This window comes from Paenibacillus sp. FSL M7-0134 (assembly GCF_038007865.1).
GTDB lineage: Bacteria > Bacillota > Bacilli > Paenibacillales > Paenibacillaceae > Paenibacillus > Paenibacillus polymyxa_B.
This window is the reverse complement of record NZ_JBBOXV010000001.1, coordinates 1467036-1483789: the sequence shown is the minus strand read 5'-3', so window position 1 is coordinate 1483789 and position 16754 is coordinate 1467036. Positions and strand designations below refer to the sequence as shown.

The window sequence follows — 16754 nt, the reverse complement described above, 5'->3', positions numbered from 1 at the left end:
TTTTAATTTGTGAAATCGATGACCATGCGTCCTTGGATTTTGCCCTGCTCCATCTCCTCGAAGATCTCATTAATGTCTTCGATCGGACGTTTTTGTACAAGAGGGACGACTTTACCTTCTGCAGCGAACTGGAACGCTTCTTTAAGGTCTTCACGAGTGCCGACCAAGGAGCCAATAACTTGAATGCCGTCCAGAACCAGACGTGGAATGTCCAGATCCATCTTATCAGTTGGAAGACCTACAGCTACAACACGCGCGCCAGCCTTTACAACGTCGATGGCCTGGTTGAAAGGTGTTTTGGCAACAGCAGTAACCACGGTTGCATCCAGACCAGCACCGTTTGTTAGCTCCTTAGCTCGGGCGACCGGATCTTCTTTCATGCTGTTAACGATATAGTCAGCACCAATTTGTTTAGCCAGTTCTAGTTTTTCATCACTGATGTCAAAGGCTACAACTTTAGCATTGAATACATTTTTGGCGTATTGCACAGCCAGGTTACCCAAGCCGCCAATGCCGAAGATACCGATCCATTGTCCTGGTTTGATTTCACTTACTTTAACTGCTTTATATGTTGTAACCCCTGCGCAAGTTACACTACTTGCAGCAGCAGGGTCAAGACTATCTGGTACTTTGACTGCGTAGTCAGCTGTGACAATACATTGCTCTGCCATTGCACCGTCTACCGTATATCCGGCATTTTTAACTTCACGACACAGCGTTTCCCGCCCGGTTAGGCAATATTCGCAGTGACCGCAGCTTTCGAACATCCAGGCAATACTTACGCGATCACCAATCTTAAGACTGGTTACTCCTTCGCCTAATTCAATGACTTTTCCAATACCTTCATGCCCCAGAACTCTGCCTGTGACATCACCGAAATCTGCATTTTTCACATGTAAATCTGTGTGGCAAACTCCACAGTATTCGACTTGGACTAACGCTTCCCCATGCTTCAGGGAGCGTAAAGGTTTCTCTTCTACACTGACTTTCTTGTCTTTTGTAACAATTGCTGCTTTCATGTAGATCTCTCCTTTAATTAGATATGGAATTATTTTGTAATGCACACTTCATTATTATAGTAATTTTTGCCCAAAAAGGACAAATATAAATCTAACTTAAAACTATTTAATCGAAAAACGCTTCTTTCTAAGTCCTTGGACCCTTGTAGGAACTTTGTATAATAATTTACAATGTAAAAAGTTTCACATACTCTATTTGGAAGAAGGATAAAGAAACATGAAAAAAAACTGGAAAGGTTGCCTGTTCAGCATATTTGCCATTATCTTGGTCGTGTCGGTAACAGGATGCAATTCACAGCCCGCCATTTCTAGTACCACCAGCACTTCATCCTCATCGGCTAACAACGCTCATGCAGTTGTTCAGAAAGGCCCACACTGGTCCTATGCAGGAGAAGAGGGACCCGAGCATTGGGGAGAGCTGGAAAAAGATTTTGTTGCTTGTGGTAACGGCCACGAACAATCTCCTGTCAATATAGAGCATACCCATCTTGAAGCATCGCAAACGCAGCAACCTCTGCAAGTTCATTACACCAATACGAAAGCATCCATTTTAAATAATGGGCACACTGTGCAAATCAGTGTTGCCGATGCCAACAATAACATCGTGCTGGACGGTACTAAATTCACTTTAAAGCAGTTTCATTTTCATCACCCGAGCGAACACCAAATAGATGGTAAAAATGCTGAAATGGAGCTTCATTTTGTCCATCAAAGCGACAACGGAAGCACAGCAGTCTTAGGGGTCCTTATCCAAAGTGGCAAAGAAAACAAGGCTTTCAACCGCATCTGGTCCAAACTGCCGAAAGATATTTCCCAAGAAGCAGCTCTGGATGAAGAAATAAATCTCGCTACGCTGCTGCCAAAAGACCTGCACTCCGTTCGTTACAACGGATCGCTGACTACCCCGCCATGCACAGAACATGTCAATTGGACAGTGCTGGAGCAGCCTATTGAAATGTCCGCAGACCAAATCAACCAGTTTGCTGCCATTTTCCCCGATAACCATCGTCCTGTACAACAGCTGGGAACCCGGGAACTGACTGCCGATAAATAATAAAATAAAGTGCCGTAAGATGTAAGGTGCATTCTATATATAAATACAACCCAAAAGCCCCCTCTATTCATCTAGTTAGAGGGGGCTTTTCGGTATTAAATTTACTGCTCATTACAAGCGCACCAGTTCCTCCACCTTCACCGGCTGACCTGTACGCATAGAACGGTTGGCGGCGATGCCTGTTAAAATGGACCATGCACCGTCGATATGTGAGGCCGCACGATGAAACCGATCCTCTGCCGGCTTATCAAAAATATCACGCAGCATAACTGGATCTCCTCCGCCATGCCCCCCCTGGCCTTCCTCCACTTCGACCTCATAAGGTGCTGCAAAGTGGGGATAGATGGTGATGGTCTTCTCTTTTAGTGCACCCTCATCTGCCTTGCTGCCGCCGGAATTAACATAGGATTGCTCGGATACCCGAACCTCCATCCGTCCCTTTGTGCCGTTAAATACGATGATAAAGCCCTCCCAAGGCATGTAAGCATTCAGTGAATAGTTCATCACCGTCTTGTTCTGATACTTCACCATGACACTCAGCGTATCTTCAATGCTGATATTGTCGCCAAATACGCTTTGATCCCGCACATAGCCATCCTCATGCTCAGCATCCAGATACATGCTTTTTAGATGTTCGTTACGGTCCAGATGTAGCGCAAAGGGGTCATTTTCCGCTGCCTTGCTGCCGTAAGCCCGTTGATAAAACTCCGTCACGCCACGCTGCTCCGCATTTTCCCGTCCGTAAAATTTCAGATCCCCCATCGCATACACCGTCTCCGGTTTTGAGCCAAGCCAGAAGTTCATCAGATCAAAATGATGCGTCGACTTGTGCACCAGCAAACCGCCGCTATTGCGCTTGTCCCGGTGCCACCGACGGAAATAATCGGCGCCATGCTGTGTATTCAGCAGCCATTCGAAATTGACCGACAGCACCTCTCCGAGCGTCCCGTCCATGATCAGCTCACGGATTTTCGTATTATGTGGCGCATAGCGGTAGTTAAAGGTGACGCGCAGTTTCCGTCCCGTGCGGTCTATGGCATCCAAAATGTCTTGGCATTTATCTTCATCCACCGTCATCGGCTTCTCGGAAATGACATCACAGCCCAGCTCCATCGCCCGGATAATATACCGATGATGCACCCGGTCAATGGTCGTGACAATGACGATATCTGGCTTCGTCTCCGCGATCATCCGATCAAACTCGTGAGCTTTATAGGTCGGAATCGGCTCATGCTCGTATTTCTCCTGCAACAGCCGATTGGCATAATCCATTCTCGTCTGATTGACGTCACAGAACGCGATCAGCTCCGAGGTATCTTTGAAAACGGTAACAACTTCACCGTAAAAAAATTCGGCTCTTCCTCCGGTACCCACAAGTGCATATTTGATTTTAGGCAATTGGTTCACACCCTTTACATGAATTGCTTTTATTTTATAGTATAAGAAAGAGCAAAATCTTCGCTTTTATTATGATTTTTCCCGTAAAGTGTACATATATTATCCTTATGCATTTTTTATTAAAGGAGACTATCGATATGATCGCTACACCCCGTTTTGCCATCGAGCAAGCACTGCGGAAGGTGCCATTCAGCATGTCTGCCGACCATGTCCACCAAGCGCACGAAATCTATTATTTGCTGGCAGGAGAGCGCTACTACTACATTAATCAGCGGGTATACGCGCTCCAGAAGGGCGATCTGATTTGGATCAGCAAACATGATTTTCACCGTACGAGTAACAAGGGTAGTGGTAGCCATGAACGGATTTTGATTAACTTTGATGAAGAATTTGCAGCCTCGTCAATGAATGTCTCTCCCTCCAGCGATCAGAACCAGCTTCTTCTGCCAGAAAAAAGCTTTCTGCTTCGCCCCTCCGCGGAAGAACAATGCGAGCTGGAGCATCTATTCCGGCAAATGCTAGATGAATACCACCAAGAACATGCCTACCGCCAACTATATCTCCAAAGCTTGCTACTCCAGCTCCTTATCCGCATCCGGCGCATACAATCGGCCACTGCCGATACCATTGCACCGGAACGTAGCGAAAAGCAGCAGCGCGTGTACTCGGTCATTGCATACCTGCATGCTCATTATGACGAGAGCCTGTCGCTAGATCAGCTGGCTGAGCATTTTTATATTAGCAGCACATATTTGTGCCGTATTTTCAAGCAGACAACAGGTTTTACTTTAGTAGAATATCTTCAGGATGTGCGGGTGCAGCAGGCTCGTGCGTATTTGAGAGAAACGAGCTGGAAAGTAACCTCCATTGCTGAAAAAACGGGCTTTGACAGCATTGCTCACTTTGGTCGTGTATTCAAGCATCTTACCGGGCACACCCCGCTACAGTACCGAAAAAAATACAAAAAGGAGTAGAGGAATGCCCCTACTCCTTAACTCCCATCAAGGTGATGCCTTCAATAATTTGCTTTTGGACAATGATGAAGATTTCGATTTAAGATATTTTTTGTAGCTTGGTAAGCGAATAGGTGCGGCCACCATCTGAAGTATAAAAATAATTGAATGGACTTAAGAACTCGCAAACCTGGAATGTGTCCAAATTAATAACGATGTAATTAGGACCATACGAAAAATCGGCTTCCCCTGTTCCAAAGGTTCTCGGAGTTTGAAGACCCGAAGGATCGGTGTAATCCATAATATGGGTTACATCTCCTTTTACATTACGATAATAGCTGTTACTATACAGCCATGACCCCTTATTGATTTCAATCAGTAATGCATTTGGAGCAGAATAGGGTGCACTACTGGAGAACGACCCCAAATATACGCCCTTTACTTCAGCTACTGAAATGCTCATATCTCTAGCGGAATACCCATTTGGGGTATACCAGGTTTCGTGGTTTTCCCAATTGAGTCCCGTTAAGATATTATCTCCGTTGCTGCGGATCGTTGAAAGATCATAATACAATACGACTCTGGAAAGGTCAGCTGTACAATTGATAATGGCAGAGGCACCCGATGGATTGGAAGCATTCCACATCAATTTATAGCTGCCTTTTTCTTCACCTGTCGCAGAACCAATTACAATCGCATATTTACCTGCCGGGATATTAATGTATGCTTGACCTCCGTTTGCTTTAACACCCCATCCAGTAGAACTGCCTAACGAGCCGTTGGCATTGACATTGTACAGAATAGCCAACAGATTTGGATTGCTGGAATCCAGCTTTAGGAATGATAGCTGCTTTGCAGTGAGAGAAACCGCGTAGCTATCAAATGAATCACTGAGAGTGCCATCTCCTACAAATACAGGTTCAGAGATACCCCATGCGCTTTGCGGTTTAACGGTTCTGCTCTGGGTTGAATCTGTGGAAATCTTTTTCGCTTCGTCCGGAGATATTTCATCTAGATTTTCAAATTTTTGAGTATCCATTGCAGAATACGGTATCGAGGACATGGATTGAATTTCTGCCTTCTTCGTCTCTTCCTTAGCCGCTTGCGACGTTGTTTCACTTGCCGCGAAAGAGGGAACTACTGAAACACTGTACATGAGCAGTATTGCCAAAATAAAACTAACACTTTTTCTGACAAATTTCATAATGTACTCCTTTCACGATTGAGATACTTATTTTCAAAAAATTAGTAAGCTTCGTTCTAGGAAGTCATCTACATGATCATCTCTAAGATGCATAACGTAAAAGTCTATATCACTCGCATTCTCCTTTCGTAGTTTTGAATATGAGTCAATCGTTTCTTCTGTTGTGTCTAGATTATTAAATAGTACAGAAGAAATTTCAATGGACTGGCGTAGATAGTATGTTGATGTCGTAAACAGCATGAAATACGAGTAAATTTCCGTCCGGACAACTAAAAGAGGGTGTCGCAAACCAGCTGTAAATTAGCTGTTTCGCGGCACCCTTCATTAATTTGGGCATGCCTTTCTGATGATAGGACTGATTACGCCAAGGGTATCAGTACGACGCTACATTTCGTTCAAAAGACTTCAAGGAAGCATACTGTATTTATAATATTCACTGCAATACATCATCTGAATATACCTCAAGCAGGTTAGTAATATAATTCCTGCTCACAGGGAGATTGGTAATCTCATGACCATTAAAAATATCGACGGAATATGGATAAGTTATTTTTACTCTGTAGATTTTAGATTTTGCAATTACATACGACCTATGTATCTGGATAAAATTTTCACAGCCTAATAACTGCATCACTTTGTTTAAGGTTCCTCTAAGATAGATTTCCTCTTTTGTTGTATGATAGATTATCGTATGATTATTCACTTCCACAAAAACTATATCACTTTGACGAACACTATTTATGGTGGACTCTGCTATGATAGTGAACACTCGCTCCGGTTTTTTTTGCTTCACTACTCTATCCAAAAATAGCGAAAGTCGCTTCTCGTCAATAGGTTTTTTCAAGAAGCCCATTGCTTCCACTAAATATCCGTCAATAGCACGAGCAGAATCAACGGTAACAAAAATGATAGGTACCCGATTGCCCATTTTTCGGATATGCTTTGCTGTAGTCATCCCATCAATATCTTCTTCACTACTTAGCGAAATATCGAGCAAAACTACGTCTATATCTATGTGAGCATTAAGATATTGAATTAATTTCTGGGACGAATAAAAATCAGCACATTGCAGCTCTATATTTTTATTTAAAGCCCACCGAGATATAGACGCTTTTAACGCATCGCGCCAATAACATTCGTCTTCACAAATTACGACCTTCACGGCATACCACTTCCTTCATTTGTACAGTTAAGATACAAGTGTTGAAAATTTATGGTCGGTGGCTACAGCCTGCGGCGCTTTACCGAATTGCTTGATATGTGATTCTATGACGGGGACGGGCAATTCATCTTCAGACGGGTTTCCTTCATAATACGGCGTAGCACGAGACGACTTATTTGGAATCTTTTTTCCCTCGACAACAACAACTTCTACATGGGCGACTCGAATTCCTTGCTTGTTTTTAAGGCGAAACTCTGACTTTTTAAGGGGTAACTAATCAGAACCTGGAAAACAATTTTTAACAAAAGCTTAACAGACCCAGAAGCTGGGGGCCAATGAAAAGGCAGCCCCACAGCGCTTGATGCTTTTTCTGCATCTTGTCACCTTCCTCCCCGGTCACAGCCCATCCCGTGCCTACTTGACCGCCTTGGATATGATCTGATTCAACTTTTCAATGGTTGCCGCAGCATCCTGCTTGCCCAGGAACATCCGGTCGATGGTTTCCGTGATATCCGAGTTCAACCCCGGCACCTGAGCATCATAGGCCAGTGCAGATCCATGAGCATGCCCTATGTTACGTCCCTCAGTCAAATAGCTTGAATGCTCAATTGTCGCCTTTTTCATAATGCTCTCATCGGCCGCAGCAAGTGTACCCATGGCATTTCCGCCTTCAACTAGCCGCGCCTCCTGCCCCTTCACAGAGACGTAGAATGCTGCCAGCTTCATGGCCTCTTGCACATGCGGACTATTTTTGTTTACAGCTACATAGGCAACCGGAATGGCGACGGGCTCATTCTTACCGGTATTGGATGGCCAGTAGATATAATCGAAGTTGAGGCTTTTATTTTGACTAAACAAGGGCTCCAGCCATCTTCCCGCCGCCAGCATGCCGACTTGATTGGACATGAACATCGCGTCAGCCCCTTGCCCTTTGGGAAGCGAGCCGAGATATACCGCATTTCCCTTTTTCACCATATCGTACATAAAACTGAAGGCTTCCTTGCCCTTTTCATTGTGGTCCAGCACATATTTGCCTTGTTCATCAAAGATCTGACCGCCATTCGACCACACCCATGAATACCAGTGAGCCCACCAGTTTTCCGCAATATAACCCTGCTTTCCAGCTGCCTTCAGCTTGGATGTAACCTCCTCAAAAGCATCCCAGTTCCACCTGCCTTCGTCATAGTATTCTTGCGGCGTCTTCACGCCTGCTTCCTTAAATACCTTTTTGTTGTAATACATGACCATCGGGTTGGAGTCGGGAGTGACCCCATAGATTTCCCCGTCACGCTTTGCCGGTCCCCACAATCCTTTTGGAAAATCCTCAGCCTTCACATCACTCGCATCACTATTTAAAAACTCACCCAAAGGCTGCACCTGCTTCGCCCCGATCAAACGCGCAATCGTTGGTTCATACGCATAAAACACATCCGGTCCGCGACTTTCCTGAAGCTGTGTCAGCAGCTTTTGCTCATATTGGTCTCCCGGCACAGGCACCAGCTTAACCTCGATATATGGGTTTTCCTTTTCAAATGCATCCAGCGCCCGCTGATACACCTTCACCTCCGCAGGATTACCCCAAGCCAGCATCGTAAGCCGCACTTTTTGCCCGTCTGTGTTCTTTATTTTGGGAGAGGTACTGCATGCCGCTGCAAGCAAAAACAGAACGCTGAGGAAAAATCCAATCTTTATCCAGCTCATGTAATTGTCCACCTTAACCGCCTCCTGTAGCTTCACTTGGTTGTATGTCTTCTTTTTTTGAAACGCTTACAAAACTTTCCCTATCATCATATGTAGGAGGGCGAGACACGATATCCCCATTTTCATTTCTATATAAAATTTATTGTTCTCGACGAGATCTGCATATCAATGTTGCTGTAAAACGAACAAGGCAGCCTTTGAAGCAAGGCTGCCTTGAATATGCTAATAAGCTACAAAGCGGACAACGATCCCTCAGGTTGCTCCGCTCTGACAAGCAAAGCTGCTTGGGCAGCGGCAATGCGGGCAAATGGCACCCGGTACGGTGAGCAACTGACATAGTCCAGTCCGCTGCGGTGACAAAAGAGAATAGACTCACTATCCCCGCCATGCTCGCCGCAGATACCTGTCTCCAGAAAAGGCTTTTTTGCCCTGCCTTTGACAACAGCCCATTCGATCAGCTTGCCTACGCCATCCTGATCCAACACCTGAAAAGGGTTCGTTTCCAGTATGTTTTTTTCCATATAGGAGCCGAGGAATTTACCTTCAGCATCATCTCGACTGTAACCAAAGGTCATTTGCGTCAGATCATTGGTTCCAAAGGAGAAAAAGTCCGCGTACTGGGCCACGCTATCTGCCAGCAGGGCTGCTCTTGGAACCTCAATCATGGTGCCCACCCGATACTTGAACCACTTAAATTCCTCGCTAAGCACCTGAACGGCTACCTTATCAACCAGTTCCCTCATTTGCTTGAGTTCATTGGAGTGACCGACCAGCGGAATCATAATCCCCGGTCTCACATCCACGCCCCTGCGTAGTGCCGCTTCCGCGGCCTTAAAGATCGCTTCAATCTGCATGTCGTATATCTCTGGAAACAGAATGCCCAGCCGAACACCGCGCAGACCCAGCATAGGGTTAATTTCCCGTAGTTCATGAACCTTGGAGATAGTGCTTTTAAGACGCTGGAGCTCCTCTGCATGGCCGCCGGAAAGCACAAGCTCCCGATGTCGCTCCTGAAGCTGTTCCAGATTCGGCAGGAACTCATGTAACGGCGGGTCCAGCAGGCGAATCGTCATCGGTAAACCGTCCATCGCACTGAACATAGCCTCAAAGTCAAATTGTTGCATTTGGAGCAGACGATTCAAATGAAGAATCCGCTCCTCCTGATCATCGGCCAAAATCATCGCCTGAACGATAGGTAGACGATTGCCAGAGAAAAACATATGCTCCGTCCGACATAGCCCGATGCCTTCGGCTCCAAATTCACGGGCTTTGACTGCGTCGAGTGGCGTATCCGCATTAGTGTAGACCTTCAACGTCCGAATGCCGTCCGCAATCTCCAGCAGCTTCAGTAACTCCGGTGTAATAATCGGCTCATTGAGCGACAGACTGCCTTGGTACACCTGTCCGGTGGTCGAATCGAGTGAAATATCCTCCCCTTCCTGAAAGGTCAGGGTACCGATACTGACGCTCCGACTGCTCAGATCAATGCTCAGCGCGTCACAGCCGCAAATGCAGGGTTTACCCATGCCCCTTGCAACCACAGCAGCATGGCTGGTCATCCCACCTCGACTCGTCAGCACCCCTTCGGCGGCAATGATTCCGTGAACATCATCGGGTGAGGTCTCCACACTGACCAGGATGACTTTTTGCCCATCCTTCGTCCAGTTCACTGCCGTATCCGCGTCGAATACAATACGCCCACTCGCTGCGCCAGGCGAGGCTGGCAAACCTTGGGTAATTGCCTCCAGCGGTGTGGAAGTATCAATGGAGCGATGCAGCAGCTGGTCCATGTGGGACGGTTCGATCCGCTGGATAGCCTCCTCTTTGCTGATAATCCCTTCCTCCACCAGATCCACAGCTATTTTTACAGCCGCCTGCCCCGTTCTTTTGCCGCTGCGCGTCTGTAGCAGATACAAATTGCCTTTTTCAATCGTAAATTCGATATCCTGCATATCCCGGTAATGACACTCCAGCAATGAGGCCAGCTCTTCCAGATGATCATAGACTAGCGGCAGCTCTTCCAAAAGTTGTGGAATAGGGTTAGGCGTTCTTATTCCTGCCACGACGTCCTCTCCCTGAGCATTTACCATATACTCACCGTACAGTTCCTTCACACCTGTGGAGGGATTGCGGGTGAAGAGCACTCCGGTTCCGCTATCGTTGCCGAGATTGCCAAACACCATGGCCTGAATGCTCACTGCTGTTCCTTGTTCATCTGGAATGCCGAAAGCCTTCCGGTAAACCTTGGCACGCATATTGTTCCAACTGCGGAATACAGCCTCCACCGCCAGTTGCAGTTGCTGATACACATCCTGTGGAAACGGCTGTCCACTCCGCTCTGCGACAAGATCTTTATAATTTGCGATCAGTTCCTTCCATTCTCCTGCGCTAACCTCTTGGTCACTGACACGCCCGTTGGTTTGCTTGCTCTGCTCCTGAAGCTGATTAAAATGGATGGAGTCTATCCCTAGCACGACCTCGCCGAACATTTGAATAAATCTGCGGTAACAGTCATAGGCGAAGGTTTCATTTCTCGACTGTTCTGCCAATCCACGCACGGTTTCATCATTCAGACCCAGATTCAGAATCGTATCCATCATACCGGGCATTGAGGTTACCGAGCCTGAACGGACAGATACCAGCAAAGGCCGCTCCGTATCTCCGAATATAGCCGACTGCGCTTCCTCAATGTCGTGCAGGGCGATTACGATCTCCCCCAATAAGCCCTCCGGAAGCTTGCCGCCTGAAGCAAAGTAGGCTCGGCACGCCTCGGTGGTCACCGTGAAGCCGGGAGGGATCGGGAGACCCAGTGTCGTCATTTCCGCGAGATTAGCGCCTTTTCCTCCTAGTAGCGCTTTCATCCCCAACTTACCTTCGTTAAATGAGTACACTCTTTTCAGCATTAAATTCATTCCCTCCACTTATCGAGATACATGCCTGAATTAATCTATATGTCTATTTAAAGTTGTAACACAAATCAGGAGGAAATTTCAATATATATGACGTAATATATACCTATAACATTCATTTATGATGTTTTAATTAATGAATAAACTTATTTATAAAACACTTTAATTCGGAATTAGACGTATATCGGGATAGAATGACACGACTTAAAAAAACAAAAAGGACATCTGTTTAGACGTCCCTTTGCTCAGCTCAGATTTTATTTTTCTACATCTCTGTTAGCATCTTTTCAAAAATATTATAGCCGTTCGTTTCGCCTATATACGTATAACCGCATTGTCTGTAAAACTCGCTAAGCTTGTCATTGCCCGCAATACAGTCTAAACGGATTCGATCCTTGCCTGTGAAGTGGATGCCTTGTCCAATCCATTGCATCAGCTCACGGCCTAGCCCTTTCCCAGTGCTATCGCGATCCACAACCAAACGATGCAGATATACTGAGGTTCCTCCTTCAGAATCCGTTTCGTCTAGTCCCCACAACTTACGGTCCCATGCACTGGGCTGCTGCTGCAAGATCACTGCGCCTGCCAGGCTATGATCCTCTGATGCTCGGAAAATAACCACTTCTCCGCGTGCAATAGCGCCGCCCAAGTTGTGATCATCTTTTCCTTTTAGTAAGCGTCCCCATTGTGTGGAGCCTTTGCTGTGCAGCCATCTGGCCGTCTTTAAAATTAACTCCTGAACCTCAGCCTGATCTTCAGTGCTTGCCTGAAAAGCCATTAATTCTGGTGTGACGGATGATTTGACAATAGTCATTGATGTCATGCTGCACCTCAACTCTCAAATTTTCCTTATGTATAAAATATAGCATAAAAAATGAGCGTCTGACTTCACCTGTTCTTTTTTGCAACAGCGGTTCCTTCCGCTTGCCAGACATGATTCTTTTTGCTCCTGCTCGTCATCCATACCAGCATACACTTGGTCTTCTAGTAGCTTCCCATATCGCCCATACCCTTCACAGAATTTTAGAGGCTCTCTATAAGGAAATTTCAAATAGTTCCAAAATAATTCAAAATTTTATTATATTCGCCAAAAAAAGAAAATTGATTCTACAAATTGGTTGTTATATTGATTTTGAGAACTCCTACCTTATATGTACGTATTTGAACAAGGGGAGGAAATTTTGATGGGTGCTATCGAAGATTACCGACGCGAGCTTTATAGAATTGCTTGGAGAATGCAGTATCATACAAAACGCAATCGGAAACGTGAAATTTCTTTAGAATCCAAGCCTAATCTCTTTCAAACCTCGTTTTCGGAAGAGTCTGATAACAAAATAATGATGCAATCATATATTAATAGACTAAGGTCTGAGGTAGGCAAAAAGGTCATCTATGAAATTTACATAAACGATAAAACGGAAGGCCAAGTTGCCAAGGAACTACATATTACACAACAGGCGGTGAACAAATGGAAAAAGAAGGCACTTCACGATTTATGTCAGATGATGAGTTTATGAAATTAGTAGAACTTGCCCAAACCAAATCCGATGTAGAGGCTATGAATGCAATTTTTCAATATTTCGATCCAGATATTAAACGATTAAGTAAATTTATCCGTATGCCAAAAGAAGATGCCATCCAGAGTATGAAAACCGAACTTCTTGAGTTTATCATGAAAAAATAAGAGTCCTTGGCGATAAGCTGCTTCCGGTTACTCTACTGGAGGCAGCTTATTTAGCTTTTGCTGTGGTTGAGGTCTGTTGTAAAATAAATCCAACACACTCCTCAACTCTTATTTTTCCTTGCCCATATTTCGGATATTATATTGGATAAACCAGCGGGGTATTCCAATATATATTCTAAGGGGCTCAGAAGGGGAATTTCTTTATCCAGAAAAAAATGCATGTTCAGGTTGTGTAGTTACAGCCCCCAACTCCTACATATGTGTAGGGGATAATCGGAGCAAAGCACATGAATAAGAGAAGATTCATGTCTTCGTAATTTTCACGATTTGGTTGTAATTCACAGCCTTAAATCACCTACATAAGTGAATGAGAATTGAAGACTGATATCAAATAAATGTGGAGCCATTTAGATGTCAGCGACTCCATCAATTCCTCACAAAAAATCAGGAGGTTGATATATTATGGCAAGATCACGAGAGTATGCAGCAACAGTAACGGCAAGTCCGTATCAATTACTAAAAATGAGTGAAGCACAACGTGTCGCATTAGAGAGCGGTAATTTCAGAGGTGGTTCTGCCAACACAGCTGCAATCGTAGCAGGGCTGACAGGAATAACAGCTACGGTTCTGGGGCTGGTCTTCGTTGCAAGTACACCAGTAGGGGTAGCAATGGGAATTGCTTCCCTCGCCTCTACGCTATTTGCCTCAGGCACGGGTTCGACAGTCGAAAATGTCATTAGCGACGGTATTGCGGGCATTGATAAAATCAACACTCAAATTGCCCTTTACGGTGGAAGATACGATCTTTATCAGATTAAATTCCCGTTCCTTGAGTACACTCTACAAGACGGTACCGTTATCCGTTTTATTTCGGGTAATGGCGTTGTGCAAAAAGCACACTCCGGAAATGGATGGGAAGTTTTCTAAGACTGATTCCTAAATAACTGAGAAAAAGGTCGGTTGAGTTTGACAACCGACCTTTTTTCATACAAACTAACTACTCCTTCTGGAAAAGTTTATCGATTGAATTTTTGAACGAGTGGTAGTCGAATTCGTTTGTTATCATATATTCCTGCCTATAATTTTTTTCCTGATTAAAGATAGATACTAACTTATTATTCTTAAATGTAATTTCATACTTCAATGTTGAATCCTGATTGCTTTTCGGGCGGATGATAATAGTATAGTAAAAAGGAACTTTATCCCCGTTATTCATTCCGCTTGTTTTTTTAAGCTCAATGCCAGATAATTGATCCAAAATTGCTTTAACTCCACTCTTTTCCATCACATGCACGTTATAATCGACTGGTTCATTAGTAATTTTAGTGTGCGTTCTTATAATCTGAAGATAGACATTATCCATATCGACCTGATCCAACACAGCTTTTTGAATAGAGGTATTTAAATTCAAAAAATAATAAGTGCCATAAATGCCCCATGCTAGTACTAAAACAATAACAACTGCAATCTTAATAGTTCGATTCTTCATCAATTCACTTCCTTATTTTTTAGTATGATTTCTTTAAAAAGTATAAAATGAGAAAATAGGATTCTCCGATTAAAAAAAGCAACTTATGCATCCATGTTTCTTGTGACATAAATAAAAATAGAACAATTTCGACTGAAATCATAACCATAATCACTTCTACAATCGTATCGGTTACATTACTGGTCCTATGATTATTCTGGTATTTTTCGTACAACGTCCGGCCAATCAAACGGATAGCGTATATACCCATCAACCAGTCATAAATATAATGGGTGGATTATTATATACAATTCACACTGTTAATGTAGCCAAGAAAATTATTAAAATAAGGAAATTTGGATTCTTTAGCATGTTCTCTCCTCTCACTGTATTTACAATTATTATACAATAACTACATACATATTCCATACTCTGGTATTTAGATTGTCTAGGTTTTTTGGGGCTTGTTTTACTTGTTAATATCGGCATTGGTTTGCGGCATAAAGATTTTAAATATTTCCCTTACCTTGTATGACACTTACTCTATCGCCAAAAAGGAAAAAATTATAATGAATATACTAAGGACTTTCGTGATATATTCACAAGAACAAATGTTCTATATTGAGAGGGGGTACAGCATGATTGACTACTCAAAACTTCCCCATCACGAGGTCGCCTGTATTTATTGCCAGTCTTTTATGCTTCCATTGAAGCTGTAGACAGAGGGCTCGGCCCACTTACTACCCTCTTAGCAGTTGTAGGCGATAAAAATCGCCCCGGCTCCGTAATTCTTGTGGCTTCTCCAGCTTTAAAAAACAATTCGGTATCCGGACAGGAAACCGACTATATGAAATCCCTCCCGATCCGCGTATCCAGATGGTAAATGCTCAGATGGGACTGTACCTGGACACATCTATGACTGTTACTAAATTACTAAACCAGTACGTACCGACTGAAGCTATTTCTACATATTCCGTTGATGAGAGTTGGATTACCTTAGATGCCACAGCACACCTACACGGGACAACACTCGAAGCAGTTCAACGTATCCAGAAAGATATTCTTATGCAGCTTAGATTACCGTCCGCAGCTGGAATCGGTCCGAACAAGCTCCTTGCAAAATTGGAGTTGGACAATTACTCCAAGAAAACAGGGATCGCAGAATGCACGTACCAGGATATTCCCCACCTGCTGTGGCCGCCGCTGGTGAAAGACATATGGGGGATTGAAAGAAAGATGAAGAAAAGGATTAATTCAACAGGGATTTATCAGCAAGAATATACAATTCGCTTAGCCCTTCTACAGAGCTACTCAATTTGTCTAAATGTAAAAAGCGACCTTCTATGGTCGCTTTTATATATTCGGCGTTACTCCCTTGTTTTATGCAGTACAGACCTTTGTACTATTCTTTTTTTAAGTCACTCCGTATGTACGAAATAGGAATCTTTTTTATCAGTCTTCCACATGGGTGATGTGGTACATTTTAAGGTTAATATAGGAAGACCATCGTTGCTGGAGAAACCTAGTTTATAAGTTTGATGGTAGTGATTCCCTAAAATATCTCTAAACGAAACGACTAGATTGAAGTTTTTATACACTATGTTTCGAACCGGCAATATCAATAACACCTTCATAGCTTCAGCAGCGGTAAACTTTGGACTCGCTTATTTTCACTATTCGTCTTCCGATTTTCTCTAAGTGTTTCGTTAAAAATAAATATGGTCACCGATCCGCTGAGGAATGCCCCGAACATACTTCCATAAAATCCAATCCAGTTGCTTGGTGGCAGTGGCTTTATCCAATTCGGTAGATCTATTGATAAGATCCCGTAAACAGCCATAGCTAAAGAAACACTTAAAGCTAGTAACAAGATAACCATCCATCGAATTAAAGAAAAACACTCTCCCTTTCCAATGGATTGTCTCAATTTTTTTGAAAAATGATGTTTTAACATAATTACCTCTTTCTAACATAAATTTTTAAATATATCTTACTGGAATGTACAATTAGATGCTACTTTAATATCATACCATTCAGAGAGACAGCCCCTGCCTCTCTTTTTGATCTCAGCAAATCAAATTGTGTAAATTTAGCCTATTAGCAAAGGCAAAATTAAAGATATATTGGTATTATTGGATCAAATAACGGAGGTGGACAGGGTGAAAACCACGGGAATCATTAGACCCTTGGATAGTTTGGGTC

15 protein-coding genes are annotated in these 16754 nt (G+C 43.8%); 6 read left to right on the top strand and 9 right to left on the bottom strand.

Annotated features, from left to right (window positions below):
* Nucleotides 1-2: 2 nt before the first annotated feature.
* Nucleotides 3-1019, bottom strand: coding sequence for an alcohol dehydrogenase AdhP (gene adhP, locus NSQ58_RS06505; RefSeq protein WP_023986589.1), 1017 nt, complete (start codon nt 1017-1019; stop codon nt 3-5).
* A 217-nt stretch (nt 1020-1236) separates the two neighbouring features.
* Between adhP and NSQ58_RS06500 the strand changes: the two genes are divergently transcribed.
* Complete coding sequence (locus NSQ58_RS06500; RefSeq protein ID WP_023986588.1) at nt 1237-2073, top strand: carbonic anhydrase; 837 nt, start codon at nt 1237-1239, stop codon at nt 2071-2073.
* Between the two features lie 111 nt (nt 2074-2184).
* On the opposite strand, the gene NSQ58_RS06495 is transcribed toward NSQ58_RS06500, so the two are convergent.
* Nucleotides 2185-3471, bottom strand: a complete 1287-nt coding sequence (locus NSQ58_RS06495) for a Gfo/Idh/MocA family protein (protein WP_075153566.1) — start codon at nt 3469-3471, stop codon at nt 2185-2187.
* Between the two features lie 137 nt (nt 3472-3608).
* Here NSQ58_RS06495 and NSQ58_RS06490 point away from each other — a divergent pair, with 137 nt between their 5' ends.
* Entirely contained in the window at nt 3609-4445 is an 837-nt protein-coding gene (locus tag NSQ58_RS06490) for a helix-turn-helix transcriptional regulator (protein ID WP_068938343.1), read from the top strand.
* A gap of 79 nt (nt 4446-4524) precedes the next feature.
* On the opposite strand, the gene NSQ58_RS06485 is transcribed toward NSQ58_RS06490, so the two are convergent.
* From NSQ58_RS06485 to NSQ58_RS06465, 5 genes are all read right to left on the bottom strand, one after another.
* Nucleotides 4525-5628 (bottom strand): hypothetical protein, encoded by a 1104-nt coding sequence (locus NSQ58_RS06485; RefSeq protein ID WP_023986585.1) that lies wholly within the window; start codon nt 5626-5628, stop codon nt 4525-4527.
* 433 nt (nt 5629-6061) lie between these two features.
* The gene (locus tag NSQ58_RS06480) at nt 6062-6790 is read right to left on the bottom strand and encodes a LytR/AlgR family response regulator transcription factor (RefSeq protein WP_023986584.1); all 729 of its coding nucleotides are present in this window, start codon (nt 6788-6790) and stop codon (nt 6062-6064) included.
* 414 nt (nt 6791-7204) lie between these two features.
* Entirely contained in the window at nt 7205-8503 is a 1299-nt protein-coding gene (locus NSQ58_RS06475) for an ABC transporter substrate-binding protein (protein ID WP_338533117.1), read from the bottom strand.
* A gap of 218 nt (nt 8504-8721) precedes the next feature.
* Nucleotides 8722-11394 (bottom strand): pyruvate, phosphate dikinase, encoded by a 2673-nt coding sequence (gene ppdK, locus NSQ58_RS06470; protein ID WP_338533116.1) that lies wholly within the window; start codon nt 11392-11394, stop codon nt 8722-8724.
* Between the two features lie 271 nt (nt 11395-11665).
* Entirely contained in the window at nt 11666-12223 is a 558-nt protein-coding gene (locus NSQ58_RS06465; protein ID WP_028541930.1) for a GNAT family N-acetyltransferase, read from the bottom strand.
* A gap of 361 nt (nt 12224-12584) precedes the next feature.
* Between NSQ58_RS06465 and NSQ58_RS06460 the strand changes: the two genes are divergently transcribed.
* The 3 genes from NSQ58_RS06460 (at nt 12585) to NSQ58_RS06450 (ending at nt 14011) form a co-directional block, all read left to right on the top strand.
* On the top strand, nt 12585-12917 hold the full coding sequence (locus tag NSQ58_RS06460) for a hypothetical protein (protein WP_039275274.1): 333 nt from the start codon (nt 12585-12587) through the stop codon (nt 12915-12917).
* Complete coding sequence (locus NSQ58_RS06455) at nt 12869-13084, top strand: helix-turn-helix domain-containing protein (protein WP_235322353.1); 216 nt, start codon at nt 12869-12871, stop codon at nt 13082-13084. Before NSQ58_RS06460 ends, NSQ58_RS06455 begins: the two co-directional genes overlap by 49 nt.
* A gap of 462 nt (nt 13085-13546) precedes the next feature.
* Nucleotides 13547-14011, top strand: a complete 465-nt coding sequence (locus tag NSQ58_RS06450; protein WP_023986578.1) for a hypothetical protein — start codon at nt 13547-13549, stop codon at nt 14009-14011.
* A 70-nt stretch (nt 14012-14081) separates the two neighbouring features.
* Here NSQ58_RS06450 and NSQ58_RS06445 read toward each other — a convergent pair whose 3' ends face one another.
* Nucleotides 14082-14573 (bottom strand): hypothetical protein, encoded by a 492-nt coding sequence (locus tag NSQ58_RS06445; RefSeq protein ID WP_023986577.1) that lies wholly within the window; start codon nt 14571-14573, stop codon nt 14082-14084.
* 804 nt (nt 14574-15377) lie between these two features.
* Here NSQ58_RS06445 and NSQ58_RS06440 point away from each other — a divergent pair.
* Nucleotides 15378-15992 carry a Y-family DNA polymerase gene (locus NSQ58_RS06440; RefSeq protein WP_338533680.1) on the top strand — a complete coding sequence of 205 codons (615 nt, stop codon included), beginning with the start codon at nt 15378-15380 and terminating at the stop codon, nt 15990-15992.
* Between the two features lie 190 nt (nt 15993-16182).
* Here the strand turns inward: NSQ58_RS06440 and NSQ58_RS06435 are convergent, their stop codons facing one another.
* The gene (locus NSQ58_RS06435) at nt 16183-16506 is read right to left on the bottom strand and encodes a hypothetical protein (protein ID WP_023986575.1); all 324 of its coding nucleotides are present in this window, start codon (nt 16504-16506) and stop codon (nt 16183-16185) included.
* Nucleotides 16507-16754 lie beyond the last annotated feature (248 nt).

Excerpts from the sequence above, each read along its gene's own strand:
- NSQ58_RS06465 (WP_028541930.1), bottom strand. The coding sequence starts at position 12,223 with ATGACATCAATGACTATTGTCAAATCATCCGTCACACCAGAATTAATG.
- NSQ58_RS06485 (WP_023986585.1), bottom strand. The coding sequence starts at position 5,628 with ATGAAATTTGTCAGAAAAAGTGTTAGTTTTATTTTGGCAATACTGCTC.
- NSQ58_RS06435 (WP_023986575.1), bottom strand. The coding sequence starts at position 16,506 with ATGTTAAAACATCATTTTTCAAAAAAATTGAGACAATCCATTGGAAAG.
- NSQ58_RS06455 (WP_235322353.1), top strand. The coding sequence starts at position 12,869 with ATGGAAAAAGAAGGCACTTCACGATTTATGTCAGATGATGAGTTTATG.
- ppdK (WP_338533116.1), bottom strand. The coding sequence starts at position 11,394 with ATGCTGAAAAGAGTGTACTCATTTAACGAAGGTAAGTTGGGGATGAAA.
- NSQ58_RS06500 (WP_023986588.1), top strand. The coding sequence starts at position 1,237 with ATGAAAAAAAACTGGAAAGGTTGCCTGTTCAGCATATTTGCCATTATC.
- NSQ58_RS06445 (WP_023986577.1), bottom strand. The coding sequence starts at position 14,573 with ATGAAGAATCGAACTATTAAGATTGCAGTTGTTATTGTTTTAGTACTA.
- adhP (WP_023986589.1), bottom strand. The coding sequence starts at position 1,019 with ATGAAAGCAGCAATTGTTACAAAAGACAAGAAAGTCAGTGTAGAAGAG.
- NSQ58_RS06450 (WP_023986578.1), top strand. The coding sequence starts at position 13,547 with ATGGCAAGATCACGAGAGTATGCAGCAACAGTAACGGCAAGTCCGTAT.
- NSQ58_RS06460 (WP_039275274.1), top strand. The coding sequence starts at position 12,585 with ATGGGTGCTATCGAAGATTACCGACGCGAGCTTTATAGAATTGCTTGG.
- NSQ58_RS06490 (WP_068938343.1), top strand. The coding sequence starts at position 3,609 with ATGATCGCTACACCCCGTTTTGCCATCGAGCAAGCACTGCGGAAGGTG.